The organism is Halobacillus massiliensis (genome assembly GCF_900166625.1).
Classification (GTDB): Bacteria; Bacillota; Bacilli; order Bacillales; family Halobacillaceae; genus Halobacillus_A; species Halobacillus_A massiliensis.
Genome location: NZ_LT800499.1, coordinates 3,960,543 through 3,985,376 on the forward strand (window position 1 = coordinate 3,960,543; position 24,834 = coordinate 3,985,376).

The 24,834-nt window shown below is 42.1% G+C and carries 28 protein-coding genes; 8 read left to right on the forward strand and 20 right to left on the reverse strand.

Annotation, left to right across the window (positions count from 1 at the left end; all coding sequences use genetic code 11):
• Positions 1-29 precede the first annotated feature (29 nt).
• Both B7E06_RS19630 and acpS read right to left on the reverse strand, forming a co-directional pair.
• Positions 30-1,520 carry an NAD(P)H-hydrate dehydratase gene (locus B7E06_RS19630; RefSeq protein WP_082235569.1) on the reverse strand — a complete coding sequence of 497 codons (1,491 nt, stop codon included), beginning with the start codon at positions 1,518-1,520 and terminating at the stop codon, positions 30-32.
• 57 nt (positions 1,521-1,577) lie between these two features.
• On the reverse strand, positions 1,578-1,934 hold the full coding sequence (gene acpS / locus B7E06_RS19635) for a holo-ACP synthase (RefSeq protein ID WP_082235570.1): 357 nt from the start codon (positions 1,932-1,934) through the stop codon (positions 1,578-1,580).
• Positions 1,935-2,059: 125 nt separating this feature from the next.
• On the opposite strand from acpS, the gene B7E06_RS19640 reads away from it, so the two are divergent.
• Positions 2,060-2,821 carry a rhomboid family intramembrane serine protease gene (locus B7E06_RS19640; RefSeq protein ID WP_082235571.1) on the forward strand — a complete coding sequence of 254 codons (762 nt, stop codon included), beginning with the start codon at positions 2,060-2,062 and terminating at the stop codon, positions 2,819-2,821.
• 530 nt (positions 2,822-3,351) lie between these two features.
• Here B7E06_RS19640 and cshA read toward each other — a convergent pair.
• Positions 3,352-4,824: a degradosome RNA helicase CshA gene (gene cshA, locus B7E06_RS19645; protein ID WP_082235572.1), complete on the reverse strand. Its 1,473-nt coding sequence runs from the start codon at positions 4,822-4,824 to the stop codon at positions 3,352-3,354.
• A gap of 343 nt (positions 4,825-5,167) precedes the next feature.
• On the opposite strand from cshA, the gene B7E06_RS19655 reads away from it, so the two are divergent.
• Complete coding sequence (locus B7E06_RS19655) at positions 5,168-6,085, forward strand: DMT family transporter (RefSeq protein ID WP_082235574.1); 918 nt, start codon at positions 5,168-5,170, stop codon at positions 6,083-6,085.
• A 55-nt stretch (positions 6,086-6,140) separates the two neighbouring features.
• Positions 6,141-7,010 carry a DegV family protein gene (locus B7E06_RS19660; RefSeq protein WP_082235575.1) on the forward strand — a complete coding sequence of 290 codons (870 nt, stop codon included), beginning with the start codon at positions 6,141-6,143 and terminating at the stop codon, positions 7,008-7,010.
• Positions 7,011-7,057: 47 nt separating this feature from the next.
• On the opposite strand, the gene B7E06_RS19665 is transcribed toward B7E06_RS19660, so the two are convergent.
• The 8 genes from B7E06_RS19665 to B7E06_RS19695 all read right to left on the reverse strand — a co-directional run bounded on the left by B7E06_RS19665 (position 7,058) and on the right by B7E06_RS19695 (position 13,118).
• A complete protein-coding gene (locus tag B7E06_RS19665) occupies positions 7,058-7,759 on the reverse strand; it encodes an alpha/beta hydrolase (protein ID WP_342743647.1) in 702 nt (233 codons plus the stop codon).
• Positions 7,760-7,854: 95 nt separating this feature from the next.
• Positions 7,855-8,286: a YppG family protein gene (locus B7E06_RS19670; RefSeq protein ID WP_082235577.1), complete on the reverse strand. Its 432-nt coding sequence runs from the start codon at positions 8,284-8,286 to the stop codon at positions 7,855-7,857.
• 94 nt (positions 8,287-8,380) lie between these two features.
• Positions 8,381-8,662: a glutaredoxin family protein gene (locus tag B7E06_RS19675; protein ID WP_082235578.1), complete on the reverse strand. Its 282-nt coding sequence runs from the start codon at positions 8,660-8,662 to the stop codon at positions 8,381-8,383.
• A gap of 97 nt (positions 8,663-8,759) precedes the next feature.
• Positions 8,760-9,386 (reverse strand): SDR family oxidoreductase, encoded by a 627-nt coding sequence (locus B7E06_RS19680; RefSeq protein ID WP_082235579.1) that lies wholly within the window; start codon positions 9,384-9,386, stop codon positions 8,760-8,762.
• A 121-nt stretch (positions 9,387-9,507) separates the two neighbouring features.
• Positions 9,508-11,322, reverse strand: a complete 1,815-nt coding sequence (gene abc-f / locus B7E06_RS19685) for a ribosomal protection-like ABC-F family protein (protein ID WP_082235580.1) — start codon at positions 11,320-11,322, stop codon at positions 9,508-9,510.
• A gap of 109 nt (positions 11,323-11,431) precedes the next feature.
• A complete protein-coding gene (locus tag B7E06_RS22290) occupies positions 11,432-11,536 on the reverse strand; it encodes an RAxF-45 family protein (RefSeq protein WP_281249131.1) in 105 nt (34 codons plus the stop codon).
• A 62-nt stretch (positions 11,537-11,598) separates the two neighbouring features.
• Complete coding sequence (locus B7E06_RS19690; protein WP_082235581.1) at positions 11,599-12,060, reverse strand: MarR family winged helix-turn-helix transcriptional regulator; 462 nt, start codon at positions 12,058-12,060, stop codon at positions 11,599-11,601.
• A 113-nt stretch (positions 12,061-12,173) separates the two neighbouring features.
• On the reverse strand, positions 12,174-13,118 hold the full coding sequence (locus B7E06_RS19695) for a YegS/Rv2252/BmrU family lipid kinase (protein ID WP_082235582.1): 945 nt from the start codon (positions 13,116-13,118) through the stop codon (positions 12,174-12,176).
• Positions 13,119-13,989: 871 nt separating this feature from the next.
• Here B7E06_RS19695 and B7E06_RS19705 point away from each other — a divergent pair.
• The 4 genes from B7E06_RS19705 (at position 13,990) to B7E06_RS19720 (ending at position 17,799) form a co-directional block, all read left to right on the forward strand.
• On the forward strand, positions 13,990-14,664 hold the full coding sequence (locus B7E06_RS19705) for a hypothetical protein (RefSeq protein ID WP_082235584.1): 675 nt from the start codon (positions 13,990-13,992) through the stop codon (positions 14,662-14,664).
• A 14-nt stretch (positions 14,665-14,678) separates the two neighbouring features.
• Positions 14,679-15,932, forward strand: a complete 1,254-nt coding sequence (locus B7E06_RS19710) for an efflux RND transporter periplasmic adaptor subunit (protein ID WP_179134100.1) — start codon at positions 14,679-14,681, stop codon at positions 15,930-15,932.
• 194 nt (positions 15,933-16,126) lie between these two features.
• On the forward strand, positions 16,127-17,134 hold the full coding sequence (locus tag B7E06_RS19715) for an LLM class flavin-dependent oxidoreductase (protein WP_082235586.1): 1,008 nt from the start codon (positions 16,127-16,129) through the stop codon (positions 17,132-17,134).
• Between the two features lie 14 nt (positions 17,135-17,148).
• Positions 17,149-17,799, forward strand: coding sequence for a VOC family protein (locus B7E06_RS19720; protein WP_082235587.1), 651 nt, complete (start codon positions 17,149-17,151; stop codon positions 17,797-17,799).
• A gap of 57 nt (positions 17,800-17,856) precedes the next feature.
• Here the strand turns inward: B7E06_RS19720 and B7E06_RS19725 are convergent, their stop codons facing one another.
• Positions 17,857-18,111, reverse strand: coding sequence for a DUF2164 domain-containing protein (locus B7E06_RS19725; protein WP_082235588.1), 255 nt, complete (start codon positions 18,109-18,111; stop codon positions 17,857-17,859).
• A 321-nt stretch (positions 18,112-18,432) separates the two neighbouring features.
• Between B7E06_RS19725 and B7E06_RS19730 the strand changes: the two genes are divergently transcribed.
• Positions 18,433-19,080 carry a TVP38/TMEM64 family protein gene (locus B7E06_RS19730; RefSeq protein WP_179134101.1) on the forward strand — a complete coding sequence of 216 codons (648 nt, stop codon included), beginning with the start codon at positions 18,433-18,435 and terminating at the stop codon, positions 19,078-19,080.
• Positions 19,081-19,111: 31 nt separating this feature from the next.
• Here the strand turns inward: B7E06_RS19730 and B7E06_RS19735 are convergent, their stop codons facing one another.
• From B7E06_RS19735 to B7E06_RS19770, 8 genes are all read right to left on the reverse strand, one after another.
• Positions 19,112-20,155, reverse strand: coding sequence for an NAD(P)/FAD-dependent oxidoreductase (locus B7E06_RS19735; RefSeq protein WP_082235590.1), 1,044 nt, complete (start codon positions 20,153-20,155; stop codon positions 19,112-19,114).
• An 82-nt stretch (positions 20,156-20,237) separates the two neighbouring features.
• Positions 20,238-20,555: a thioredoxin family protein gene (locus tag B7E06_RS19740; RefSeq protein WP_082235591.1), complete on the reverse strand. Its 318-nt coding sequence runs from the start codon at positions 20,553-20,555 to the stop codon at positions 20,238-20,240.
• Positions 20,556-20,628: 73 nt separating this feature from the next.
• Positions 20,629-21,444 carry a DUF368 domain-containing protein gene (locus B7E06_RS19745; protein ID WP_082235592.1) on the reverse strand — a complete coding sequence of 272 codons (816 nt, stop codon included), beginning with the start codon at positions 21,442-21,444 and terminating at the stop codon, positions 20,629-20,631.
• Between the two features lie 98 nt (positions 21,445-21,542).
• Positions 21,543-22,109: a nucleotidyltransferase domain-containing protein gene (locus B7E06_RS19750; protein WP_082235593.1), complete on the reverse strand. Its 567-nt coding sequence runs from the start codon at positions 22,107-22,109 to the stop codon at positions 21,543-21,545.
• 63 nt (positions 22,110-22,172) lie between these two features.
• Complete coding sequence (locus tag B7E06_RS19755) at positions 22,173-23,024, reverse strand: NmrA family NAD(P)-binding protein (RefSeq protein WP_082235594.1); 852 nt, start codon at positions 23,022-23,024, stop codon at positions 22,173-22,175.
• An 80-nt stretch (positions 23,025-23,104) separates the two neighbouring features.
• On the reverse strand, positions 23,105-23,716 hold the full coding sequence (locus tag B7E06_RS19760) for a metal-dependent hydrolase (RefSeq protein WP_082235595.1): 612 nt from the start codon (positions 23,714-23,716) through the stop codon (positions 23,105-23,107).
• Between the two features lie 102 nt (positions 23,717-23,818).
• Positions 23,819-24,103 (reverse strand): iron-sulfur cluster assembly accessory protein, encoded by a 285-nt coding sequence (locus B7E06_RS19765; RefSeq protein ID WP_082235596.1) that lies wholly within the window; start codon positions 24,101-24,103, stop codon positions 23,819-23,821.
• Between the two features lie 132 nt (positions 24,104-24,235).
• Positions 24,236-24,655 carry an organic hydroperoxide resistance protein gene (locus B7E06_RS19770; RefSeq protein WP_082235597.1) on the reverse strand — a complete coding sequence of 140 codons (420 nt, stop codon included), beginning with the start codon at positions 24,653-24,655 and terminating at the stop codon, positions 24,236-24,238.
• Positions 24,656-24,834: the final 179 nt, after the last annotated feature.

Genomic DNA, 24,834 nt, shown 5'->3' on the forward strand with positions numbered 1-24,834 from the left:
GACAAAGGGAACGTTACCCAATGGATGATTTAAGAAAATGTACGAAGTGTCTGGGACAGCCCTTCAATCAGGTCACTGGCCAAAAGCCCTCTCATCGAATGCTCTTCAGCGGTTAAGTGTTCAGCGGTCAGACCGTGAATCACACAGCCATTGGCTAAAGCGTCAAACACAGAATCGGATTGCAGCATGAGAGCCAGCAGCACTCCTGACAGTACGTCTCCGCTTCCGCCTTTTGCCAGCCCGGCATTTCCCGACGTATCGACACGCTGTCTGCCATCCGGGGCAGTGATTATCGTGTTCGGTCCTTTGAGCACAACATATACTCCATAACGACGGGCAAAATCTCGGCTGATGGAATAAGGAGAAGCGAGAATCTCTGGAATCGAATGGCCGGTTAAGTGAGCAAATTCCCCAGGGTGCGGAGTTAAGACGATCGGACGGTTCGGACCAGGCATGGTTCCTAACTTTTCTTTAAAATGGTAGAGTCCGTCTGCATCGATAAGCAGCGGGCCTTCCGTCCCATTGATAAGCTCATCTAGTAAAAAGGAACTCTTTTCCTCTCTGCCGATTCCCATACCGAAAGCCACACCGTTAAACCCTGAAAAATCAGCAGCCTCCGCTCCGATAGGCAGATACGTTGCTTCCCGGACAAACGATGAGACGAGCGGGACAGCCTCTTCAGGTGTGGCTACTGTCAACAAGCCGATACCGCTTCTCAGCGCCGCCCTTGCCGTCATGGCAATTGAGCCAGGCATATGAAAGGCGCCGCCTACGGCTAATCCTTTGCCATGGCTGCCTTTATGAGATAATGCTTGTCTGTCAGGCAAGGTCGCTTTCACATCATCCGCTGTCCAATGGCTGCATTGAGGATTGGAAAGAATAGTAGAAGGCAGACCGATTTCAACAACCCTCCATTCGCCATAAAAAGGGCTTGTATGTTCAAGGAACACACTCTGCTTCGGGGCCGCAATGACTGCCGTAAAATCGGCTTGAATGCCTTTAAAATCATTTATTCCTTCGTCAGCTGGCACACCGCTTGGAATATCAACAGCAATCGTATAGGCCTGATGTTCATTAATGATAGGAACAATTTCAACAAAGGGCGGCCGAAGACTTCCCTTCACCCCAATCCCTAACATCGCATCAATAATGACATCAGCCTTATGCAGCTCTTTTTCCCATGATGAAAGATCCTCAAAAGGGTGAACGGTATACCCTGATTGGACATACAGTTTTTTATGAACAAGCGCATCCCCTTTAATTTTTTCATCTGGCACGACCTGCCAGGCCTGTACATGATAACCGCGATTTTTTAGAGTTCGTGCGATAACAAAGCCGTCCCCTCCATTATTTCCTCCGCCGATTAATACCATTACCTGATCATTAGGCTGAATCTTGCTTTCCAGCTCTTCGCATACAGCACGGCCGGCGTTTTCCATAAGCATAGATCCCGGCATTCCAGCCGTCTCAATAGCGAGGCGATCCCATTCGTACATTTCCTGTGCGGTCACAATATCCATTCGTTCCCTCCTACCCGCATTACCATGCTATGAATAAATGTATGTAAATATGTCCACTCACACTTCCTCCAGGACGACTTGAGCGACGGCCTGATGCCGGCTGTGAGAAATAGCAGCCCAGATGATGTAATTATCAAAGCCTGATACTTTCATCTGTGGCGCTCCTTTAGCATCAGGAAGCACTTCCATGTCCTGAAAGCTTAATCGGCCAATGCCAGTACCCACCGCTTTAGCAAAGGCTTCTTTCACCGCAAATCGGCCGGCTAAGAACTCTACCTGCCGCTGGCCATTTAAGTTATGAAAAATCCGCTGCTCTTCTTCAGTTAATATTCGTTGAACCAATCGTGGATTTCGACTTATACTTTCATTAATACGCTCGAGGTCAATCAAATCCACACCAATACCTTTAATCATGTTCATCTTCCCTTTTCATTAGATGTTTGTAGTATACCCGATCTTTCCCATGTTAAAAAAGAATACTAGATTAGAATTTTGATTATAGTAGAAATAGAATACTTTTTAAAAAGGAGAACCCGCTCATGTTTGTTCGCACGGAAAGCTTTCAGGAATTTTTAAAATTTTATCCGGTCGTTTCAATTCTCGTTGCCATCAACCTCGGCTTATGGCTGTTTATAGATATATTACAGTTAGGGCCGGCCTTGGAATTTTACCGATTTGGCATTGGGAATAATTATTTACTGGGGCAAGGAGAATGGTGGAGAATCATCACCCCGATTTTTTTACATGGCGGCTTTACTCACGCGCTGTTTAACTCATTCTCGCTTGTATTATTCGGCCCCGCCTTAGAGCAGATGCTCGGCAGAGTTAAGTTTATCATTGTTTATATGGCAGCTGGAGCGTTCGGTAATATCGGTACTTATTTAATTGCTCCTGACGCCTTCTATCTTCATCTCGGAGCGTCTGGAGCCATATTCGGTCTTTTTGGTGTTTATCTATTTATGTTTTTCAATCGAAAAGAGCTTCTTGGACCGGCTAATTCACAGATTGTCATGGTTATTTTGATACTCGGCCTGTTTATGACGTTTACTCGCCCTGGGGTTAATGTATGGGCGCACCTGTTTGGTCTGATTGGCGGTTTCGCCCTGGCTCTTCCGCTCCTTAAAGGAGCACGGCCGTTTTCACTCTGGCAGAACCGGGCCAAACATTCTAACAACAGTGGGGATATTGCTTTTAATCCGAATCGGTGGAAGCGGAAGCAGACGTTTAATACTTACGGTAAATATATTTTCTGGGGAGCGATTATCTTTCTTGTGGCTCTCGCTTTGTTTAGCAGGCTTTAAGTCCTTCCAGTCAGTATCAGTAAAAAGCCCTTGGAATTACTCCGAGGGATTTTTTTAGGGAAGAGCTTTTCATTTTAGGATGAGCATAGACTGTGCCATTTACTATAGTAAGAGAAACAAGGCTGGGAAATAACTCGCATTCCGCGGGGAGCCGATGAGCTAGCTCGTTCCACTCGCGGCTCTCATCCTGGCTCTATCTCCCTGCAGGAGTCTCGCCATTCCCCAGCCTCTTTACCGTTGAGGGTGGAAACGGAACTCTGTAGTTTCAGTAACCGTTCTAATGAAAATAGGCTTTCCTTACCCAATGTTCCGTTACACAAAATAAGATAAAGGGCCAGGGGAAACGGCGAGACTCCTATGGGAGGATAGAACAGTGTGAGATCCTGGAAGGCTAAAAGCCCGAGGAAGCTCACCGTTGCCCAAGGTTTCTAAAACAAGATTAACGGCTCAATCATCCTCTTTAAGCAAGAATCAAAGATAAGCAAAAAAATCCCCCGGAAAAAACTTCCCGGGGGATTTTTCTTAGTTATTTAGTTAGAGCTTCTGTTTTTCTGGAAACTTCTGTTGCTCTTCCCTTTGAAATTACGGGATTTTTGTTTATTAAATGGACGCTTGCCATCTTTACGATATGGCTTCTTGCCGCTGCTGCCTTTTCCTTTTCCACCGCCGCGCTGGGCACCCTTCACACTGATCGGCTGCACAGAGCTTAGACGGACAGGAACTTCACTGCGCTCTTTCGTCATCAATTTCAGAGCAGCAGCTATGATTTCGGAAGCATCATGCTGTTCTAAAAGTTCATTCGCAGAGTTTTGGAACTTGGAAAGATCCTGCTGCTCCATAGTCTCTACCAGGTTTTCAACAGCTACCTGCTGCTGACCACGGCGAGCTTCATCAGAAGATGGAACGCTCATACGTTCAACTTGCTTCTTCGTCAACTTCTCAATTAAGTTAAGCTGTGCTTTTTCCCGCGGAGTGACAAAAGAGACGGATATCCCTTTACGTCCAGCACGTCCCGTACGTCCAATACGGTGGACATAGCTTTCAGGATCCTGCGGAATGTCAAAATTATAAACATGGGAAACATCTGAGATATCCAGGCCACGCGCTGCTACATCTGTAGCTACAAGGATTTCGATACGGCCTTTTTTAAATTTATTCAGCACAGACATCCGCTTGCCTTGCGTTAAATCTCCGTGGATTCCTTCAGCACGAAAGCCTCTAGCCTGCAGTCCATCAGACAGCTCATCGACACGGCGCTTCGTGCGGCCGAATACGATCGCTAAAGCTGGAGCTTGAATGTCGAGCAGGCGAGTCAGAGTATCGAACTTATGCTTTTCAGGGATCTCCACATAATACTGTTCAATATTTTCGACCGTCATTTCTTTTGCTTTTACTTTTACTTCTTCTGGACTCTTCATAAGAGTTGTAGCGATATTACGGATTTCTTTAGGCATTGTTGCTGAGAAAAGAAGCGTCTGACGATGCTCCGGCAATGCTTTAAGAATATCACGGATATCATCGATAAAGCCCATGTTCAGCATTTCGTCTGCTTCATCGAGTACCGCTGTGTGCACGTTCTCCAGTTTGATGGTTTTACGGCGAATATGGTCGAGAAGACGTCCAGGAGTTGCTACAACTACATGGTTGTCTTTCAATGCACGGATTTGACGATCCATATTGGATCCACCATAAATAGGAAGGGTACGAATCCCTTTAAATTTACCCAGACGGTTGATTTCTTCAGCCACCTGAATGGCAAGTTCACGTGTTGGGGCTACAACAAGCCCCTGAACTTTGCGAATATCCTTATCGATTTTTTCGATCATCGGAATACCAAACGCTGCTGTTTTTCCCGTACCAGTCTGTGCCTGGCCGATGACATCTTTGCCTTGTAACCCAAGTGGTATTGTTTGCTCTTGAATCGGTGTAGTTTCTTCAAAACCCATAGTGTCTAATGCTTTTAAGACAGGCTTTGACAAACCTAATGAATTAAATGTTGTCACTTCCATACTCCTTTATATATATAAAATGAAACTTCGTTCTCTAAAACGGGCAGTTGATCGTATCATTAAGGAGATGCAGAATCCTCCGTTTATGCTCCGCTTCAGCTGCAAGGGAGACCGCCCCTGTCAGATCACGAAATCGTCTACCTCTATTATGATTAGGACATGTAAAAAAAGCCTCCAGTATATTTCTGCTACGGAGAGGCTTCCAAAAACCCTGCCTGATAGATTCATTCATCATAACACACATAGCATAATTAATTCTACACATTTTTGTTATGCTTTTCAATCGTATCAATGATAAAATTAAGAAAGCCATTTAATTGTAAAGGGGGATGTTCCTATGGAAAAACCTCCATTTCATCCATATATTCTTTTATTTATCGGTGTTTTATCCATTTCAACCTCAGCCATATTTGTAAAATTAGCCGGGGACGCTCCAGCATCCATTACTGCTTTTTACCGATTGTTTATCGCCTTTTTAATCCTTGCCCCCTATGTAGTCGCTAAGCATATGAAAGATTTTTTAAACATTCAGTGGAAAGACTGGGTGTTTGCAGGAATGTCAGGAATTTTTCTGGCTCTTCATTTTATTTTGTGGTTTGAATCATTAAATTATACTTCTGTCACTAGCTCTGTCGTATTAGTTTCCATGCAGCCAATTTTTGCCTTTGTTGGAACGTTCTTGTTCTTTCATGAAAGATTTTCAGCAGGAGCCGTACTCAGTATGCTGATCGCCATCACCGGAAGCGTCATCATTGGCTGGGGAGATTTTCAGGTAAGCGGAATTGCATTACTTGGAGACTTACTTGCACTTTTAGGAGCTGTAACTGTAACCGGTTATTTCCTTGTAGGCCAAGACTTAAGAAAAAGGCTTTCCCTTACCTCCTATACATTTGTCGTTTATGGAGTAGCCGCTCTAAGTCTGTTGATTTATAATATTGCCTTACAGGTGCCTTTGGCAGGTTATTCATCTGATCAGTGGATGGTATTTTTAGCACTTGCCATTATCCCAACTTTTTTCGGACATTCTATATTTAACTGGTCCTTAAGGTGGGTGAGTGCTTCAAAAATTTCAATGAGTATTTTAATTGAACCCATTGGAGCTTCCATATTAGCGTACGTTATCCTGGATGAAATTATTTCTTCCTCCCAGTGGCTTGGCGGTTCCATCGTATTATTTGGATTGATGCTCTTTATTATCAGCACAAAAAAAATGAGGAAGCCCAAAATAACCCACCTTCCGGAAAAAGGTGAATAGTTTTTTTGTTATCCAAAAACAGATAAATAATTAACTTTTGAGAGCAGGTGAAGAAATGGTAATTCAAATGATTATTGATGGCGGAGCAGACCTGCCACAATCTATGATCGATAAGCATCAACTAAAAGTCGTACCCCTTAATATCCATTTTGGGGAAGAACAATATAAAACAGGTGTAACGATGGACTTGCCCACCTTTTACAAAAAGCTTGAAGAAACGGATATCTGGCCGTCTTCCTCCTCACCAAGCCCGCAGGATTTTTATGAAAAATATAAAGAAGTGGACACGGCCCAGCCTATCCTCGTCCTCGCCCTGACGCAAGGCTTAAGTTCAACCTATAACAGCGCACGGATTGGACGTGATATGCTGCTTGAAGAAGAACCTGATCGAGAGATTGCCGTTTTAAACACGAAGACCGCTTCCTGCGGCATTGCCCTGTTGGTTGATGAAGCTGCAAGAAAAATAGAAGAAACCTCTGATTTTTCAAGTATAGTCGCACATATGGAAAAGAGGATCGAGCAGACAACAACACTGTTTGTACTTAAAACACTTGAGAACGTCATCCGCGGGGGACGGCTCGATCGTGTGAAAGGCACGATTGCCAAGACACTTAATATAAAGCTGTTAATGAAAGCTACTGATGATGAGGGGTCTATTGATGTTACAGAAAAAGTACGCGGGAATAAAAAAGCGATCCGCCGTTTCATCGAGCAAATCGGGGAATATGCCCATCAATTTGAAAATAAAGTGATTGCCTTATCTCACAGTAATGATGAAGCCTATGGAAAGAAAATTCTACAAATGATTAAAGAAAAATATCCTTTCAAAGATTCAATATTTACAGAAACAGGACCTTTAATATCAACCTATGCCGGAGACGGCGGTCTTGTTATCGCCTTTTTCCGCGATGATCAGGACAGGTAATGGAAAATCCACCCTCTAAATGACGGGGTGGATTTTTTCTTAAAAAATTATAGGTCTACGGCAAATTTCAGAACATTCTCGAATAAGACGTCACAATCTTCTCCGTGACAGATTAAATGCTTCGATTTCGGCAGAAACACTACTTCTTTTACAGGCGATTTAATCTCTTTCTCAAGGAAGTTAGCTGCTTTACTTGGCACCATCCCATCAAGCTGCCCTTGCATTATCAGCGTTGGGCATTGAATATCTTTTAAATATGGTTTCGTAAATTCCACACAGCGCATAAACTCGAGGCTGGAGAGTAAATGAGTCTGGGTAACCTTCGTCCGGTAACGCAAGTATAAATCATTTGAAGACAATACCCCTTTCCAAGCATCCCCTGCCATTCCGAAAATGTCTTTAACCATTTGACTGAAACTAATATATTTTAAAGCTGCTGAGAGGAGAATCAGCCGGTCTACTTTATACTTAGCTGCCAAATAAGAAGCAATCATTCCGCCCATCGAAAAACCGATTAAAACGATATGATCGTATTCTTTTTTTAATTCAATGAGAGCGAGCTCCGCCGTCGCGATCCACTCCTGGTAATAGTGGCCTCTTAAATTAAGGCGCTCTCCATGGCCAGGCAATGTTGGGGCCTCAATGTGCCATTTGGTGTACTCTTTTAAATAGTCGACGAGTGGTTCCACTTCGGCCGGACTTCCTGTATATCCATGAATACATAAACAAGCCGTTGACAATTTCTTCACCATCTTTCCTCATTTTGAAACATATACCCTCTTCAAGTGTAGTCCTTTATATCTATTATCATATAGATCTTTACCTATGTAAAAAGGGAGCGTTTTTAGCGCATCCCTTTAACAAACGTTCCTATTCCTTTAACCACCGGGGAAACCTGCTTAATCGTCTGCATGACCTGCCCTGTCGTATTCATCATTTTGTTGAAATCCAGCTGGCCTTCATCATCCTGGAAATATGACATCAAGTTCTTTTTTGTGTATCCATTGGCTTCCCCTTCATTGTAACCTCCATACCCATAACCATACATGTAGGAAGGGTCGTATGCCTGCTGCCAGCCATACATTTGATTAGTCCCCGCACTGCTGTCCTGTGCTGAAAAAGCCGGCTGTGCTTGAGGAATGGTGTAAGGCATATAAGATGTCTGCTGTGTCTGATTCATATCCTGGGTTGTATAAGGAATAAAGTTTCTGTACATCTGCTGATAAGAAGGGGTATAGGGTGGCTGCCAATAATAATTATTTGAGTTTGAATACATAAGAAGTCCACCTTTGCTAATTACTACTACAGCCTATGCCCATACCCTATATAAAGTGTAAAAAAAACAAGTGATTATAAAATCACTTGGTATTTTATGAAAAGTTATAATGATTAAGATGCTGGTATTGTTCTTTATCTTGAATGCCAAATATTCGCTTAAGCTTTCGCTCCTGGTAACCGAGCACTTTCTCATCGTCAATAAAAGTTGCCGGTGTACCGTATACGTTCTGTCTTTGAAGTTCTTTAAAGTAGGTTTTATTCTCTGAGATATTTTTCTCTTCAAAATCGATATCCCATTCCGAAAGCTTTCCTATGACCTTCTCACATTGAGAGCACCCGTTACTTGTATAAACAACAACTTTATGCTGACTCATAGTTGAACCTCCTTTACCTGACCTGCACTCTGTGTCACCATTTTAATACCCGCCTCATTTACATAATAAACATCTTCTTGACACATCACTGTAATAATCATCGAATATCCTCAATCAACTGATCTCCGGAGACTAAATCGTAACTTTTTTGCTCTGATTCAGGAACTTCCAGCAGATGGACAATGGCCGCAGCCACATCTTCTCTTGGAATATCCCCAAAATCATCTATATGTTCCTTCAATGTCACCTTTCCTGTCCCTTTATCGTTGGTGAGCATTCCCGGCCTGACAATTGTATAATTAATTCCCGCTTGTCTTACATGTTCATCTGCTCGGTGTTTTGCAAACAGGTAATGACGAATTTCTACAGGGGCTGACTCCGGTCGGTCTGCAGCCATTGAGCTTAACATAATAAAACGCTGAACCCCATAAGCTTTCGCTTTTTCAATCGATTTTATGGCACCCTCCTGGTCTATAAGAATCGTTTTGTCGGGACCCGTATTCGGTCCAGACCCTGCAGCAAAAATGACTGCATCTATATTATAAAAAGCATGATCGATTTCTTTTTCAAGGTTAGCAAGCACCGTAGAAGCTCCCTGTTCTTCAAAGTAAGGCACCTGATCCGTATCTCTAACCATTGCTACAGGCTCATGACCGTTTTCCATTAACTTCTGAACAATATTCTTTCCTACTTTACCATTGGCTCCAATAACTAATACGCGCAATTCTGCCGCCCCCCTCATTAATTTACAAAATATACCTTTTATTTTCCCGGAATTTGCAGAATTTAAACACCGCTCCTAAAATAAAAAGCCGCCTGTATCCAAAGAGATACAGGCGGTATAATCAGCTTTCCAGCCACTGGTTATATAAATTCTCAATTCTCCTTTTCAAGGTATGACGTCTATTTCCTGATTCTTCAGAAGCCAGCTGATTCTCTAACTCCTCAATTTGCTGTTCATAGCTTTTCATTTGTTTTTCATGGCTTCTCGTTTGCTGCTGTTTATGTGTTTTTTTGACTTCCTTCTTTAGTCTATTTTCTTCAAGCAGTTCTTCCCAGCGGCTGCGGGTTTGCTGATAGTTTCCTAAAAAACGGTGAAGCTTGCCGTCGACTAAGTAGGCAGTTTCATTAAAGCACTGATTTAAAAAGTAGCGGTCATGCGATATTCCAATTATGGTACCAGAGAACCCTTTTAAAGCTTCTTCAAGCACTTCCTGTGATTCAATATCTAAATGGTTGGTCGGCTCATCCAAAACGAGCAGGTTAATTCCTATATGCATAAAAACAGCTAACTGCAGCCTCATTCGTTCCCCACCGCTTAAGTGGCCGATATTTTTAAACACATCGTAGCCATAAAACATAAAGCCTGCGAGGATGTGGCGGGCCTGCCCTTCAGTTACAATGACATGTTCTCTGAAATAATCAATCAGTCGGCAATTGTCTTCAATCCCCTGAAGCGGGTGCTGAGGAAGATAGCCCACTTGAATGGAGGAACCTTGTTGAACTTTCCCCTTATCTGCCTTGAGCTCACCGAGCAGAATTTTTATAAAAGTAGACTTACCGCTTCCATTTGTCCCAATGACAGCCAGCCGATCCTGAAAGCGAAGGTGCAGAGAAACATCTTTAAGAACATGGTTATCATCAAAACTGATACCAACATTTTCAGCAAGCAGTACGTTCTCCCCGCTTCGCTCCTTCATTTCCAGAGCCAGGTTCATGCGTTTTGGATCAATTATCGGCCGATCCATTTTCTCCATGCGCTCAAGAGCCCGCTCCATACTTTTCGCCTTTTTAAAAAGTTTCTCATTCGGAGGGTTGGCTTCATTCGCCCACTGCCGCAAACGCCGGATGGCTTCCTTCATTTTTTTAATCTTCTTCTGCTGCTCCTGGTACTGGTGAAATTCCGCCAGCAGCTTCTCTTCTTTCTGCTTCTCAAAAGAGCTGTAATTTCCTTTGTAACGCTCTGTATCACCTGATTCAACATCAATGATGGTGTGTACGACAGCATCAAGAAACTCCCGGTCATGCGAAATAATGCATACAGCTCCCTTGTATTCCTGCAAGTACTTTTCAAGCCACTCAATCGCATGAAGATCCAGGTGGTTTGTCGGTTCATCAAGGAGAAGGATATCCGGTTTTTCGAGCAGTATTTTTCCGAGAGACAGCTTTGTTCTCTCACCGCCGCTTAAGCGGCTGACCGGCTGATCCAGCAAATGATGGATGTGAAGTCCGTGTGCGACCTTCTGTACCATGGACTCCATTTCATATCCGCCTTTTTCCGTAAATTGTTCCTGTATTTCACCGTATTTCTTTAATGCTTTTTCCAGGCAGTCTGGATCAATCATTTCCTTCTCAAGCTTCTTCATGTCATCGAGCATTTGATGAAGTTCCTTAAATGCACTCATCAAATAAGCCGTTCCGTTATCATCAAATGTTTCTGAAATCTGCTTCAAATAACCAATTGTGAGTCCTTTCTTAATAAACAGATTCCCGCCGTCAAGCGATTCTTCCTTTGTGATCAGCTTAAATATTGTGGTTTTTCCACTCCCGTTTCTACCGACTAACCCGACTTTCTCTCCTGCATCAATTTCAAAGTTCAGGGATTCAAAAATAACTTTTCCCCCGATTATTTTATAAGCATCTTTCAGCGTAATATTCATTTGTTTTCCTCCTAAAGGCAAACAAAAAAAGCCCAAGGCCTCACAGGACCTTCGGCTTTTAGACGTTCGCAGTCTGAAATAAGGTATGAGACGTTATCATTTTTTCTATTTAACTGCTAAAAATGGGCATACTTCCCCCTTGTACAGTTAAATCATGAAAAAGCGCACGATTGATATATAATAATTCACGATCAATAACGTGCTTTGATAACATCCTTCATACCTCCTTTCTCTGCCTTTAGTTGATTATAGTATAACGCAAATGAACAAGGTGTGCTAGTTCAATTTAGCCGCATAAATCCCGAGCTTTTTCAACAGTTCAATGGCCTGCTTCTTTTCCTCATCTTTCAGACCATCGGTAATCTTCTCGATCTGCTGCCAATGATCAGGAAAAATGTCGTGCAGGAGCTGTTTCCCCGTATCATTAATTGACGCATACGTAATCCTTCGATCATTCGGATCAGGAACTCTTTCAATGTAACCTTTTTTCTCAAGCTTATCTACAACGTACGTAATACTGCCGCTGGCAAGTAAAATCTTTTCCCCAATTTTTTGAAGCGGCTGTTCTCCTTCATGATACAGCAGCTCCAATACTCCAAATTCGGTCGGATTGAGCCCGTATCTTTGAATATCGTCTTTTACAAGGTCCGAAATTGCGCGATTCGCTTTGGATAAGACAACAAACAATTTTAATGACGGATCCTGTTTTTTTCTAAGGTATGATTCCTGTTCGTCCATATTCCTCTTCCTCTCATCCACCCTATTTCTTACGTTTAATATAACAAAGAATCAAAGATTCCTAAAGTATTACAGAAAAAAACCCGCTTCCTTAATGTAAGCGGGTTCTTGATTCAAGAAGATTCAGTCTGTGTGCGCCCTTTCTCTACATTTCTCATGACTTCAGGGTCAGGTGAAAGAAAGGTGAAATGATCTTCAAGGACTTTAATGTGTGACGGGGTTGTTCCTTTAATCTCTCCATCCATATCAATTTCCTGAGGTACTTCCACATCGACAAAGATCTCTTTGCCGCTTGCATACGTCAATTCCTGGAAACGTTCAGGTTCGGCAGCTGGATTATTCATGGCGAGAAGCTCCCGAAAAAGAGTAAGGTTTGAATTTTTTATCATTAAAACATCCAGCATATTATCCTCTGGAGTGGAATCAGGGAGCGGCACTTGACGTGTGCCAATAAACCGCCCATTCATAATGAGGATCATTACCGCTTCATCCCTGTACACCTCTCCATCGACTTTTACAGTAAAGCGGAATGGATCAGCCTGATTCATCGTTTTAAAAGCACTGATAAAGTAGCTGAGGACTCCAAAACGGTCCTTCTGATTTTCATCAATATTAGTAGATGTCTCTGTAATTAAACCGATCCCCCAGAAATTAATAAAATAATCATCGTTGGATTGTCCGGCATCCACTTTTACTTCTTGACCGTTAATTACACCGCGGGCCGCCTGCTGCATGTCCTGAGGAGTTCCAAGAACACGGCTGAAGTCATTACAAGTGCCGCCGGGAAGCACTCCAATTACAGGGCGCGGTTCAATTTCTGCTAAACAGTTTATACATTCATGAATGGTTCCGTCCCCTCCCAGAATGAAAAGGACATCAATGGTTGAGGCATATTCACAACAGGTTTTCTTAAACTCGTCCAGGCTTTCTGTCTGGATTACAGTGAGTTCCTTTACCTCTTGAGAGATAATTGGGAGTGTTACTCCGAGATTATCTTCAAGTTCTCCGTTACCTGCGTTTCCGTTATATAAAAATAAACCACGTTCATAACGAGGCATAACTTATCCTCCTTCTGTGCACTTCTATCTAATATTGTTTCCTAAAAACTGGGGTGCAAAACATTATCTGCTTTACCCATAGGCTCCACGAAGGCTGATATTATCTCTTTCTTGAGAGGATAAGGAGAGACCTGTTTTTTAAATTTGTGAGTAGAGAGATTCTCATCTAAAGGGGAAGAGAGTTCCGTTTACCTTGATATAGAAAACCGGGCCAGGGGAAACAACTCGCTTTCCATGGGCGAACGCTGAGCTTCCTCAGGCTAAAGCCTTCCGGGATCTCACCCTGTTCTTTCCTCCCATAGGAGTCTTGTCGTTTCCCCTGGCCCTTTTTCTTTTTGAGAGTAACGGAACATTGAGTAAGAAAAGATCATTTCCTTAATAGTGATTACTGAAAATACAATATTCCGTTTAACGACCAATGGTAAAGAGGCTGGGAAATGGCGAGACTCCTGCAGGGAGATAGAGCCAGGTGAGATCCGCGAGTGTAACGAGCTAGCTCACCGGCTCCCCGCGGAAAGCGAGCTATTTCCCATACTCGATTCCTCTTATACAGTAAACGGAACAGTCTTTTTAAAGAAGCCTCCTGATGGAACACCGAACAAGGGCGAGGCCCCAGAAGGCTTTTGCCTGAACAAACTCAATGTCCGCCCATGGAAAGGGAGTCTTTTCCCAGGCCAGAGTCTCAAAAATAACCAAACGGAATGGGAAATCTCCAGTGAATTAAAGAAGTCCACAGAATTAAGCTTAGACACAAAATACAACATTTCCCACCATGTAAAGCAGTAATTTACCAATTTTTGATAAACTTTCATAGAAAGATTAAAAATTTTCAGTTAAACTAAAGGATACATGGATTGAGGAAGGTGACGTCATGACATACTCTATTAATCTGTTAAAACTTCTCACCCGCAGGCGGGAGCAGATATACGCTTTACAAAAAGCAGAAAAACTAAAAAAAGGCTGGCTCGTGTTCTTTATCTTACTTATTCTGACTCTCCTTACATACATATGGACATCCTGGATTGGTCTGGGTACAGAACCATTATCCGGAGATATAAATATACTCAGCCGTGTTGATTATGAGCTGCATAAGGTTTGGTTTTTGATCGGAAGGGCCGCCTTTTCCGTTGTCCTACTCTTAGGAGTTCTCTACTTCACTCCTTTCATTTACTGGATCTTCTTTGACTTACACTATAAAAAAGTGGTCACTATTCAAATGACTGTTTGGCTTATAATGCTTCTTGAACGTATCACCTGGATACCTCTTATGGTCTTTTTTGGACTGGACTGGTATGTCTCTCCTTTTTCATTTGGGGTGGTTGCATCTTATGTCACTTCTATCGAATGGCTGATTTACTTCTTCGGTTGTCTATCTATTTTTCAGCTTTTTATTATCTGGTTCCAAATTTATTGCATTACCCGTTTATCAACTTCGAGAAAGTGGTGGATCATTACTGGTGTTCTTTTATGGAATCTTATTTTATTTGCGGGAACAGCAGGCTTATCCTATTTTGACCACTCGATCGTTACACTACTTCTTTCCTAAAAGGGTGAATGGTAATGAGGAAGAATCTAAGAAAAAGAATATTACTAGCCGTCCTGCTTCTTTTCACAGCAGCCAATATCCTGCTCCTTTACTTTGACTCTGGGGAGAAAGTGGAAAGAAAGGCTTACATAAACAGCTGGTCCGGTACTTTTACTGATGATTTACAGGAAACATTACATATGCGAGGGGTTTTTGCAGCGGCAGAGAACAGCCCTGTATATTTTGAGGATGAAAATGGCTCCTTTGATGATTTTCTCGTAAATGAAGGCGATGAAATTGCTGAAGGGGATGATCTTTACACGTATCAAGTCACTGACTATGAGCAACAGACAGAGGCATTACAGCTTGAGGCCGGAAAACTACAGGAAGAGATTGCTGCTATTGATACATATGTTCAAGAAATGGAAGCCGCCTCTTTAGAAGAACAAGAGAGCGAATCTTTTGGCATTCCGTCTTCAGGAGAGGATGAGGATAAAGAACAGGATCAAGCTTCTTCGGCCGCCGCCCAAATAATTAAAGATGAAGCCATTGCTGAAAAAATAAAAGAGCGGTCACAGATGGAAGCACAGCTTACGATGGTGGAAGAGGAGCTAGAGCAGCTTACTTCAACAGGACAGACGATAACCGTCCAAAGCCCTGTGGCCGGAGTAGTCACCGGCCTTTCTGAAACTTTAGAGGATCCCTTATTAACCATTTCTTCAACTGACCTTCTTGTCAAAGGGCAGCTGAGGGAGAAATATAGAAAACTTGTGGAAGAACAAATGGCTGCTGCAATAACGCTGGCGGATGACGGGAAATCGACCGAAATGGAAGGTACTGTTACCAAAATTCATACTTTTTCAGATAATACTAATGCTAATAAAGTGAGTAAGTACCCTGTAGAAATTACTATTCCGGAAGTGTCTGAAGAAATACTTCCTGGTTATCATGCGGATGTTGATATTATCACATCAGAATCAACGGATGCTTTAGCAGTGCTTGAGCCTGCTCTCAAAACTGAAGAGCAGCCGTATGTCTGGCAGATGAACAAGGATGGAAGAGTTTATTATAAACAAGTCGAGACTGGACTAAGAGATGACGGACGCATAGAAATCGTGAATGGGATTGAAGAAAATACAAAGCTTGCTGTTTCAGAAAAAAATCACTATCGAAACGGTATCCCTTTTATTACAAGAATGGACCTGGACCAATTACACGTAAAAAAAGTAGGAAAGCAGTCGGCTTCGGTAATTAAAGAAAACCTATTTTTAGGACTGTTTAACCGGTAGCTTGGAATATGAAAAAGGCAGGTGGACCGCCGGTCGGCCTGCTCTTTTTTATATAAAAGTTAACCATCTTTAAAAACCTTTTACCTCTTTAAAAACAGTCCCGTGTTTTAATCTCAGTCTTTTGTTAAAAAACTTTGCAAAAAATCCTTCCTCATGACACGATATAAAAGAAATCGTTGAAAAAGGGGCGGCTAATGATGAAATTAAGTGTACTTGATCAATCCCCTATTCTTTACGGGATGACACCTCAGCAAGCATTACAGCAGACAACAGAGCTTGCCATAATGGCAGATAAATTAGGTTACCACCGGTTCTGGGTCGCAGAACATCACAGTACGCACACACTGGCTGGATCTGCGCCCGAAATATTGGCTACACACCTGCTCGGCCAAACGAAGAGAATCCGAGTTGGAACGGGTGGTATCCTTCTTCCCCATTACAGTTCCTATAAAATTGCAGAAACCTTCAGGCTGCTGGAAACATTATACCCTCAGCGTGTTGATCTGGGAATCGGTCGGGCTCCGGGCGGAATGCCAAACGTGAATCTTGCCCTTAATAAAGGCAGGCTTCCACGCCTCGAGAATTATCCCTCCCAGGTCCGTGAATTAATATCTTATCTTCACGGAGAAGACCCAGAAGGTATGGGCATCCATGCCTCTCCTTCCGGTTATACTACCCCTCCTGTCTGGATGCTCGGCTCCAGCGGCACAAGCGCCAGGACAGCGGCAGAGATCGGTGTTTCCTATTCGTTTGCTCACTTTATTAATGGCTACGGCGGAGCAAAAGCGATGAAGCGCTATATCGATTACTTCCAGCCTTCATTACAGCAAAGTAAGCCAGCTGGAAATGTTTCTATATTTGTCGTCTGTGCCGAGAGCGATGCAGAAGCTGAATACTTGGCTGCCAGTCTCGATCTGGCTTTATTAAAAATTGAGCAAGGGGAGCTTCGTTCACATTTTCCTACCCCTGATGAAGCCTTTAACTATTCATACACAATGTTTGAAGAAAAGCAGATTGCAGAAAATCGAAGCCGCATTATCGTAGGCTCTCCTAATAAAGTAAAAGACGGAATTGAAAACCTGGCCGAGTATTATAATGTCGAAGAAGTAATCATTAATACAATTGTTTCACCATTTGAAAATCGACTTCAGTCTTATCAACTTCTTTCAGAGGCTTTTCAGTTAACAGAAAATGTTATGTAAGAGGAGGTTCTCATATGTTAGCTTTTGATCATCTTGTCATATCTTCTGCAAATCCAATATCCGATCGGCAGAAGCTTTTAGAGGAATACCAGCTGAAAGGAGTCCAGGGGGGAAAGCATTCTCTTTGGGGAACTTATAATGAGCTGTGTTACTTCTCCAATGACTGTTACGTTGAATGGCTTGGAATGGACTCTCAGGTAACAGCCTCCAAGTCGGATAACCCGCTCATTCAGGAGTTTAATCAAACGTTTGACCAAGGAATAAACCGTCCCTTCCAATTTGCCTTAAGAACTAATGATATGGAAAGCTACCTCCGACATTTTCAAGATAAAGACATTCCGTACAGCGGCCCTTTTGCCGGTGAGCGGAAGCGGCCGGATGGATCGCTGTTAAAATGGCGGATGCTGTTTCCAAAAGGTTCTGTTTCTCCCCTCCCTTTTCTCATTGAATGGGAAGGAAAAAACATACCTTCTTCTGCTAATGACATCAATTTGGAACGATTCCTTGAACTTAGAATCGGCAGTTCAGAACCTGAAAAAATGCTGGCTGATTTTAAAGATATTTACCGTTTCGGCCAGCCGGTCGGCCAATTGGAAAACGGCAGATTACTAATAACTAAAGGAGAAGGGATTACGGCTGTTTTTAACTCATTTCAAATTAATTAGGACGATCCTGCCCTAACGGAGGCGGGATCGTCCTTTCATTTAGACTTTCACCTTTAATTATCGCTTGGGGCGCCCAGCGGTCCTTTCCAGAGAAAGTAAGTCTTCGTCCAGATTGATCACCTTCTGCTCCACCATTTGTCTCGCATCATAAATTCCTTTGTTATACATAAACGGCCCCAGTTCTTCTACCATAAAGTGAAGAAGCTGGCCGGCTGCGAATTCTCCTAAAGGCTCCATTCGTTCAATCTCGAAGTATTCCTGAATACGATCGATCATATATTTCTTTTGTTCAGTCGATAATGAAGGATTCATGTCATCACTTCCTTTTTACGTAATCGTATCATATAACTATGCATCAGGGGGCCTAATTTATAGGCTGACACACAGCGGAGACGCTCTTTCATTATTATCATATAATACATAATTATTAATCTTGCCAAAGATAAGATATGACAAAATGGAGCAAATTTGCCTAAAATCTCTTATAATAAAGCTAATAAGCTGATGAAGCCGTTATTTATGTACTGCCTTCCACCATCGTCCTTCCAAGGGTTTAGAGAATTTGAATCATACTGTCCGGCTTTCAATCCTCGTCTGTTTAAACTTAATGAAGGAAAATATGAGGTGGTTCAATTGAGCAAAAGTGCCGTATTACGAGGGACTATACTGCTACTGTTGTTTGCTGCTGTCGCCTGGTTTGTAAGGTATCACCTGGATTTATCTCCTCGGGAAATCCGCAATTACATTTTATCCTATGGCATGTGGGGGCCGTTAGTCTTTATCGGCATGTACACACTTGGGCCTTTTATCGCCTTTCCTATATCCATTTTATCTTTAGCGGCTGCTTTTACTTATGGTGTCTGGCCGGGAATGCTTTATATTGTTCTTGGAGCTTCAGGAGCCGCAGTTGTTGGATTTATTATGGGGAAATGGTTCAGTGATTCGATCATAAAGATTCCTCACACACCAAAAATGGAAAATCTATATGACCGTATGGAAGCAAACGGGTTCCTTTATGTACTCACACTAAGGCTGATTCCAGTGATTGGTTATAATGTGCTGAGCTATGCTGCTGGTATCGCCAAGGTCAGATGGCTGCCCTTTCTAGCCGCAACATTAATCGGACTAATTCCCGGCACCCTTGCCTACTGCCTAGTTGGAAGCAGCTTGGCTGAAGGTGATTTGAGTTTCGTGCTTGCAGGTCTTTCGATTTTGGCATGGGTAAGTCTTGCCATTTTCCTTTTCAGGAAAAAAGTTTTTACATTATTAAAATTAAAATAAGGCGTTTTCCTTGAATGAAAGGAAAAACGCCTTATTGGTATTTTTTTATAAAACTTTCATTTCTTTTTCTCTTATGCTTCCACGCCCTGTGGCTGTGTTTTTGTATCTTACCATAGAGAAAAAGACCTTTTTCATTCCCTGTAGATATAATAGATATAGTATTACTCTTAGGCTTAAATGGCTGAAGAGGACTTCCTTTCGCATAGCTTTTCAAGTTCTCAAATAATACAGCTCCCTGCTTAACTGCTTCCTCCCCCTTTTTATACCACTCCCTGTCAGCATCTATCGATACCCATTTTCCGGCTCCAAACATAAAGGGGTAATCTTTAATTTGCAGAGTATCTGTAATGAGAGGAAAGCCTTGATCATCGGTTGCCAGGCCGGATTTTGTGTAAACATTCTGTGCCTGTCTTTCTTCCAGCCATAATAAATCACTGTGCCTGATCCGATTGTTGGACTCAGTCAGCACAAAGTCATCATAAAGTTCCTTTACCTTCTCCTGTTCCCAAAACTGCACACCTGCATTTTTTAAAAGGAAGCGGAGCTTTTTGTCAGCTCCTTTCCTCCCTGAGGAGAAAACGTTTGAGGAAGTAACAAGACGGACATAACCTGCTAACTTATTTTGATTTTTATAAGCTTGCAAGGACAGAGCCAGTTCGGTGGCAGCCGTGCCCTCGCCGACAATTAGGGGAAATGGAGCTTCTCTTAAGCTTGGAATCTGCTTTATGAGGGCGCTGGCGGACTGGTCAGAAGTAAAATCATCTGTGCCCAGATCAAAGCTGATTACATCAAAGGGATAAACCGCCCCTCCTTCACAACGAAGCTTTTTTCGAACAGGATCAACAGATGCGGCTCTTTTTTTCACAAAATATACGCCTGAGCGCTTGGCCAGCTGTTCTACATTGATCCGAATATCTTCTTCCTTATATAATCCTTCCGCATAATCTGGAATCATTTCTGAGTGATAATAAAATTTTGATGGGGAGAGAAGGCAAACATCCACATCATTTATTGGATTTTCTCCATGTTGATAAATAACTTCTAAATGGGCCTGTCCTGCCCCTACTAGTAACACTCTTCTTCTCAGAAAGAACCCCTCCCTTAAGTCTTACGCTTTTAAAAACACCCACATGGCTAAGCCATGTGGGTGCACAGTTTTACAGTTTTTCTTGTAAAAAGGCTTGAACTTCCTCTGGAGTTTTAGCATACGCACTATGAAGATGGCCGATTTTTTCACCCTTTTGGAAAATAAGAATGCTTGGAATTCCCATAACTTCATATTTATCCGCCGCTTCAGGCAGTTGATCACGATTTACTTCATACCACTTATAGCCTTTGTACTCTTCAAGAATATCACCGATAAACATGTCCATTCTGCGGCAATCCGGACACCAGTCCGCATGATATTTAATAATAACCGGCTGCTCGCTTTCAATTGTTTGATCAAATACATTCTGTTGTTGAATCGGTTCCATAAAATAATGCTCCTTTTTACGTTCATTTGCTACATATGATACATGGTATTCGAACGAATGTCTTAATTCCTGCTTATTTATATTCCACTCTACCAAGGAGCCATGCACTTAGCAACCCGCCTATGAATGTTACAAGACTGAGGACTAGTAGAAAAGTTGAACCAGGAATACCGGGAAAAATAACAAACACAGAACCTACGACTAACCCGATGATAAGAGCAAAAGTAGCGGATGTATAGTTTTCAAGAAAGTAATTGATAATCTTACTCATAAAAATAATCCCCACTGCTACACCTGCACCTACTGTCAAAATAATATCAAACTGCAGATTCGCCACTCCAGAAATAATCGTGCTGTACATGCCAATAAGCAGTAAGATAAAGGAGCCGCTGATTCCAGGAAGAATCATGGCACTGCTGGCCAGCCACCCTGAGAAGAAAAGTCCAATATATGAAGCAAGCGTTAAATTCGTCATTGGGTCACCTTCACTTGTTTGAAAGAAAGCCATCGATCCAACTAGAATAACTCCAATCAGCAGAATAACATAATGCCTGCCTTCAAAATTATGCTTCATATCCGCTTTGTGTGTTAAATATGGGATCACACCGATGATTAAGCCTAAAAAGAAAAACTGAGTCGGACCCGGGTAATGCTCGAACAGCCATTCAATTAGATTAGCGAGCATAAGAATAGAGAAAATGATGCCTGCCCCAAGAGGAAGCAGAAATTTTAAATGCTTCTTCCACTCTTTGCTGAAGAAACCGTTAATCGCTTCAATCAGCTGATCATAAATCCCTAATACGACAGCGATCGTTCCTCCGCTGACACCAGGTATAACATCGCTGGCACCCATTAAAATGCCGCGGTAAATATTCTTCCATCTCCACATTATTATTATTCTCCTTCTCCATAACGATCTCTATGTTTATCTAAACCTATTATATTTTATCAAAAAACTTCTGGTAATATGGCAGTTTTTATGAAAATTTAATACAGCAGCTTTTCCAGCCAGTGGTGCTTCGGCTGGTGCTGGATTAATGCCTGCTTCAACCATTCCTTTTGACGTTCATTCAAATGTGGAAAAACACTTTTAAAATCATGTTCATCTTTATCATTTGTATTTTTCGCTTTATAGAGGAGTACAATCTCAGGGTTTAAATAAGGAATCCCCTGCTCAGAATGTAAATTCATATGGGCAAGCGGGAACGTTATTTCTTCATCTCTGCGGAATACCCAGTTTTCCTTGTTTTTCCAGTTAAGGAGGATCTCCAGCCTGGCCTCCTCCCTGTGAGCATGAATCTCATGAATGTGCTCTTCCAGGGGCTCCTGCAGGTTATTCTCAATTATCCGGGATTTGTCGCTGATATACGTTTCCCAGCTGTTCAACAGCTGGGATAGCTGTGGAAGCTCCTCCCTGAACACAGCAGCCTCAATGTCTCCATGTTCCCTTGTCTCTTCGCCGATATGTAAATCAATCGCCCAGCCGCCAGCGACCATCCATTTCCCTTCAAATGTTTCGAAAAATTGTCTCATCTGCAGACACGGTTCAAACATACAGACCCTCCTTTTATAATAATGTACCAGGAACCGACAGGGTACCTGGTACAAAAACTCTGTTTAGTTTTCCAAAAATAATTGCTTATAATTCCTGATAAATTCCTTCAAATTGCGCGGCTCACGCTGCAGAATCTTCTCAGCATCCAGGCTGGTTGTTTGAAAATAACCGTTCTTAGCCGAAGTATAAATATTAGCCTGCTGTTTAGCTAGCGAACTGCGGTATCCATTTTCATAACAATATTCAAGAAATTGGTGCTTTGTCAGGTTGGAGTACGTAATTTTTTTCTGTAATTCTTCAGAAAAAAGCTCAGCGGCCTCATACATAGTAATAGCCTCTTTCCCTGTTATCTTGTACACATCTTTAGCAGTCGATGAATTTCTCAACATCATTAAAATAATCTCTGCAATATCCCGGCTGTCAACAAAACTAATTTTCGCCGAGCCAGCTGGAGCATTGATCTCCTGTTTTTCTCTAATCGGCTGGATTTGATATTTTAAAAAATCCTGCATAATATGACTGGCTCTTAAGATTGTGTAATTGAAACCAAGTTCCATAATTGCTTTTTCTATCTTACGATGGGGGAGAAAACCCATCCGCTCTGCTCCGAGAACAGATAGAAAAACTAATCGTTCAACCCCACACTCTTTTGCTGCTTTCATTGCATTTATAATAGGCTGAACATCCACAATATTAGATGGCCTTGTTAGAAACCAGCGCTTGATTCCTGTGAATGTCTGTTCAAAGGTAGATTCTTTTTCATAATCAAATTCCACACAGTCCGCTAAGCTGTTGTTTAACATTTCATTCGCCTGCAGCGGGGCACGGCAACCAGCACGAAAAGGAATGTTTTCTTCAAGAAGCCAGCCTGCCAGCTCGCTTCCCACAAAACCTCTAACCCCTGTAATAAGCATGGTCTTTTCCCCCTTCGCTTAGCTTTCTACTTAATACTTCCACTAAAAAGGATACTTCTAATCATATAATTGCCTATTACCTAGAAAACTTGTGAAATTAAATACCAGACATTCCAGAGGGATAAGAGGGTCACCATCATCTTTTCAGCGGATGAACCCGTTCTGATCGTAAGAATAAACCGAAAATACTTTTTCGACAGCGGATAGAAGATGGGAATCCCCCGCTTTGTTAAGTAATCGCCTAGCAAGTGGGAGACTACTCCTACTATGAACCCTGCAAAATAGTATGGCGGTACTTCAAAGAAAAAAGTAATCACCATATGATAAAAAAACAGGAGTCCAATAAATACAACAGAGTGGGTCATTTTTCTATGACTTTTTACCATGATGAGTAACGGAAATGTCAGCATCACAAAAACTTTCAGCTGTTCTCTGTACGTTTCTAAATAATCCGGGGCAAAAAGATATAGAGAAGCGGCTGCCAGCAGTATGTACATAAGGCCTCTCCAAAACTTACGTCCTAATGTCGAGCTTGGTGTGTCAATATCAGGCAGAAGTGAACCGAACAGCACGAACACAAAAAACAATATCGTTTCAAGAGTACTACTTGGGATAAAATCTACCTGAGGTAAAAGGGTAATAGCTATTAAGCCTGCTGTTACTCCAACAGTTTGGTGACCAGATGCCATCATAATTGTATATATACCTCAACTTTCAAGAATTAAGCCCCGATTCGACAGGAATCGGGGCTTTTATTATCTTATCCCATAAAATTATTTCCGTAAATACGGTCGTTAACAGTCCTTCTCTGGAAGTCCATGCATTTGGAATTTAGGTCCTTCCATCGTAGACTTTCCATCAATCGTCAGGTTCTCTGTTAAATGGAGAATTCTCCGATCGACAGCTACAGGAATAGAATTAATATGAAGAATCTCATCGTCCGCTTCCGGTTCAGAAATCGTCATCCCAATATCCGGCTCACCACATCCATAGCCGGCAAAATACAAGCGCAAACTCCCTGATCCGACATCATCCAATAAATCATCAAGGAGTTCACGGGCTTCGTCTGTAATTCTCATCTTTTATTTTCTCTCCTTAAACATACTCCTATCTTTAGTATGAGGCATTGTGTGTTTTTATTGCACTAAACTGCTCATAATAAACCACGATAAAAAAGCCTCCATGCAAAGGAGGCTTTTTTATCGTAATCATTATACAGCTTTTGCATTTAGCTCAACATCAATGTTACCACGAGTGGCCTTGGAGTAAGGACAGAAATCATGGGCATCCTTTACAAGCTTCTCTGCTTCTTCCTGTGAAACACCTTTCACATTGACATTTAAAGTAACACCGATTTTAAAGCCATTATCAGACTCATCTTTTATAAGACTAACATCAGCTGTTGTTTCGGATTCTATGTCCTTCTTCTGTTTGCTTGCCACCAAATTAAGAGCTCCGTCAAAGCATGCGGAGTAGCCTGCTGCAAACAGCTGTTCAGGGTTGGATCCTGTTTCATTACTATCGTTTCCTGGCATAACCAGATTTACGTCAATAATACCGTCATCTGATTTTACCTGACCTTCACGGCCGCCTTGTGCTGTAGCATGAGAAGTAAACATTACATTACTCATTATACTCACTCCTTGATTATTAGAAATCATTCACAAATATAATGTACCTCAAATAGATGGTCACTAAACCTTTATACTTTTTTTGAAAGTCCGTAGTCGACTCAGGCGCCATTTTCACATTTTCTGTAGAATAAATGCAAGTATGGCAGCATTATCTATAAATCCAAACAAAATTAGAA

Excerpts from the sequence above, each read along its gene's own strand:
- B7E06_RS19765 (WP_082235596.1), bottom strand. The coding sequence starts at position 24,103 with ATGAGAATTACAGACGAAGCCCGTGAACTCCTTGATGATTTATTGGAT.
- B7E06_RS19715 (WP_082235586.1), top strand. The coding sequence starts at position 16,127 with ATGATGAAATTAAGTGTACTTGATCAATCCCCTATTCTTTACGGGATG.
- B7E06_RS19725 (WP_082235588.1), bottom strand. The coding sequence starts at position 18,111 with ATGAATCCTTCATTATCGACTGAACAAAAGAAATATATGATCGATCGT.
- B7E06_RS22290 (WP_281249131.1), bottom strand. The coding sequence starts at position 11,536 with ATGTTATCAAAGCACGTTATTGATCGTGAATTATTATATATCAATCGT.
- B7E06_RS19675 (WP_082235578.1), bottom strand. The coding sequence starts at position 8,662 with ATGAGTCAGCATAAAGTTGTTGTTTATACAAGTAACGGGTGCTCTCAA.
- B7E06_RS19655 (WP_082235574.1), top strand. The coding sequence starts at position 5,168 with ATGGAAAAACCTCCATTTCATCCATATATTCTTTTATTTATCGGTGTT.
- acpS (WP_082235570.1), bottom strand. The coding sequence starts at position 1,934 with ATGATTAAAGGTATTGGTGTGGATTTGATTGACCTCGAGCGTATTAAT.
- B7E06_RS19750 (WP_082235593.1), bottom strand. The coding sequence starts at position 22,109 with ATGTTTGAACCGTGTCTGCAGATGAGACAATTTTTCGAAACATTTGAA.
- B7E06_RS19695 (WP_082235582.1), bottom strand. The coding sequence starts at position 13,118 with ATGCCTCGTTATGAACGTGGTTTATTTTTATATAACGGAAACGCAGGT.
- B7E06_RS19745 (WP_082235592.1), bottom strand. The coding sequence starts at position 21,444 with ATGTGGAGATGGAAGAATATTTACCGCGGCATTTTAATGGGTGCCAGC.
- B7E06_RS19720 (WP_082235587.1), top strand. The coding sequence starts at position 17,149 with ATGTTAGCTTTTGATCATCTTGTCATATCTTCTGCAAATCCAATATCC.
- B7E06_RS19705 (WP_082235584.1), top strand. The coding sequence starts at position 13,990 with ATGACATACTCTATTAATCTGTTAAAACTTCTCACCCGCAGGCGGGAG.
- B7E06_RS19670 (WP_082235577.1), bottom strand. The coding sequence starts at position 8,286 with ATGTATTCAAACTCAAATAATTATTATTGGCAGCCACCCTATACCCCT.
- abc-f (WP_082235580.1), bottom strand. The coding sequence starts at position 11,322 with ATGAATATTACGCTGAAAGATGCTTATAAAATAATCGGGGGAAAAGTT.
- B7E06_RS19755 (WP_082235594.1), bottom strand. The coding sequence starts at position 23,024 with ATGCTTATTACAGGGGTTAGAGGTTTTGTGGGAAGCGAGCTGGCAGGC.
- B7E06_RS19660 (WP_082235575.1), top strand. The coding sequence starts at position 6,141 with ATGGTAATTCAAATGATTATTGATGGCGGAGCAGACCTGCCACAATCT.
- B7E06_RS19710 (WP_179134100.1), top strand. The coding sequence starts at position 14,679 with ATGAGGAAGAATCTAAGAAAAAGAATATTACTAGCCGTCCTGCTTCTT.
- B7E06_RS19640 (WP_082235571.1), top strand. The coding sequence starts at position 2,060 with ATGTTTGTTCGCACGGAAAGCTTTCAGGAATTTTTAAAATTTTATCCG.
- B7E06_RS19740 (WP_082235591.1), bottom strand. The coding sequence starts at position 20,555 with ATGGAACCGATTCAACAACAGAATGTATTTGATCAAACAATTGAAAGC.
- B7E06_RS19770 (WP_082235597.1), bottom strand. The coding sequence starts at position 24,655 with ATGAGTAATGTAATGTTTACTTCTCATGCTACAGCACAAGGCGGCCGT.
- B7E06_RS19760 (WP_082235595.1), bottom strand. The coding sequence starts at position 23,716 with ATGATGGCATCTGGTCACCAAACTGTTGGAGTAACAGCAGGCTTAATA.
- B7E06_RS19690 (WP_082235581.1), bottom strand. The coding sequence starts at position 12,060 with ATGGACGAACAGGAATCATACCTTAGAAAAAAACAGGATCCGTCATTA.
- B7E06_RS19630 (WP_082235569.1), bottom strand. The coding sequence starts at position 1,520 with ATGGATATTGTGACCGCACAGGAAATGTACGAATGGGATCGCCTCGCT.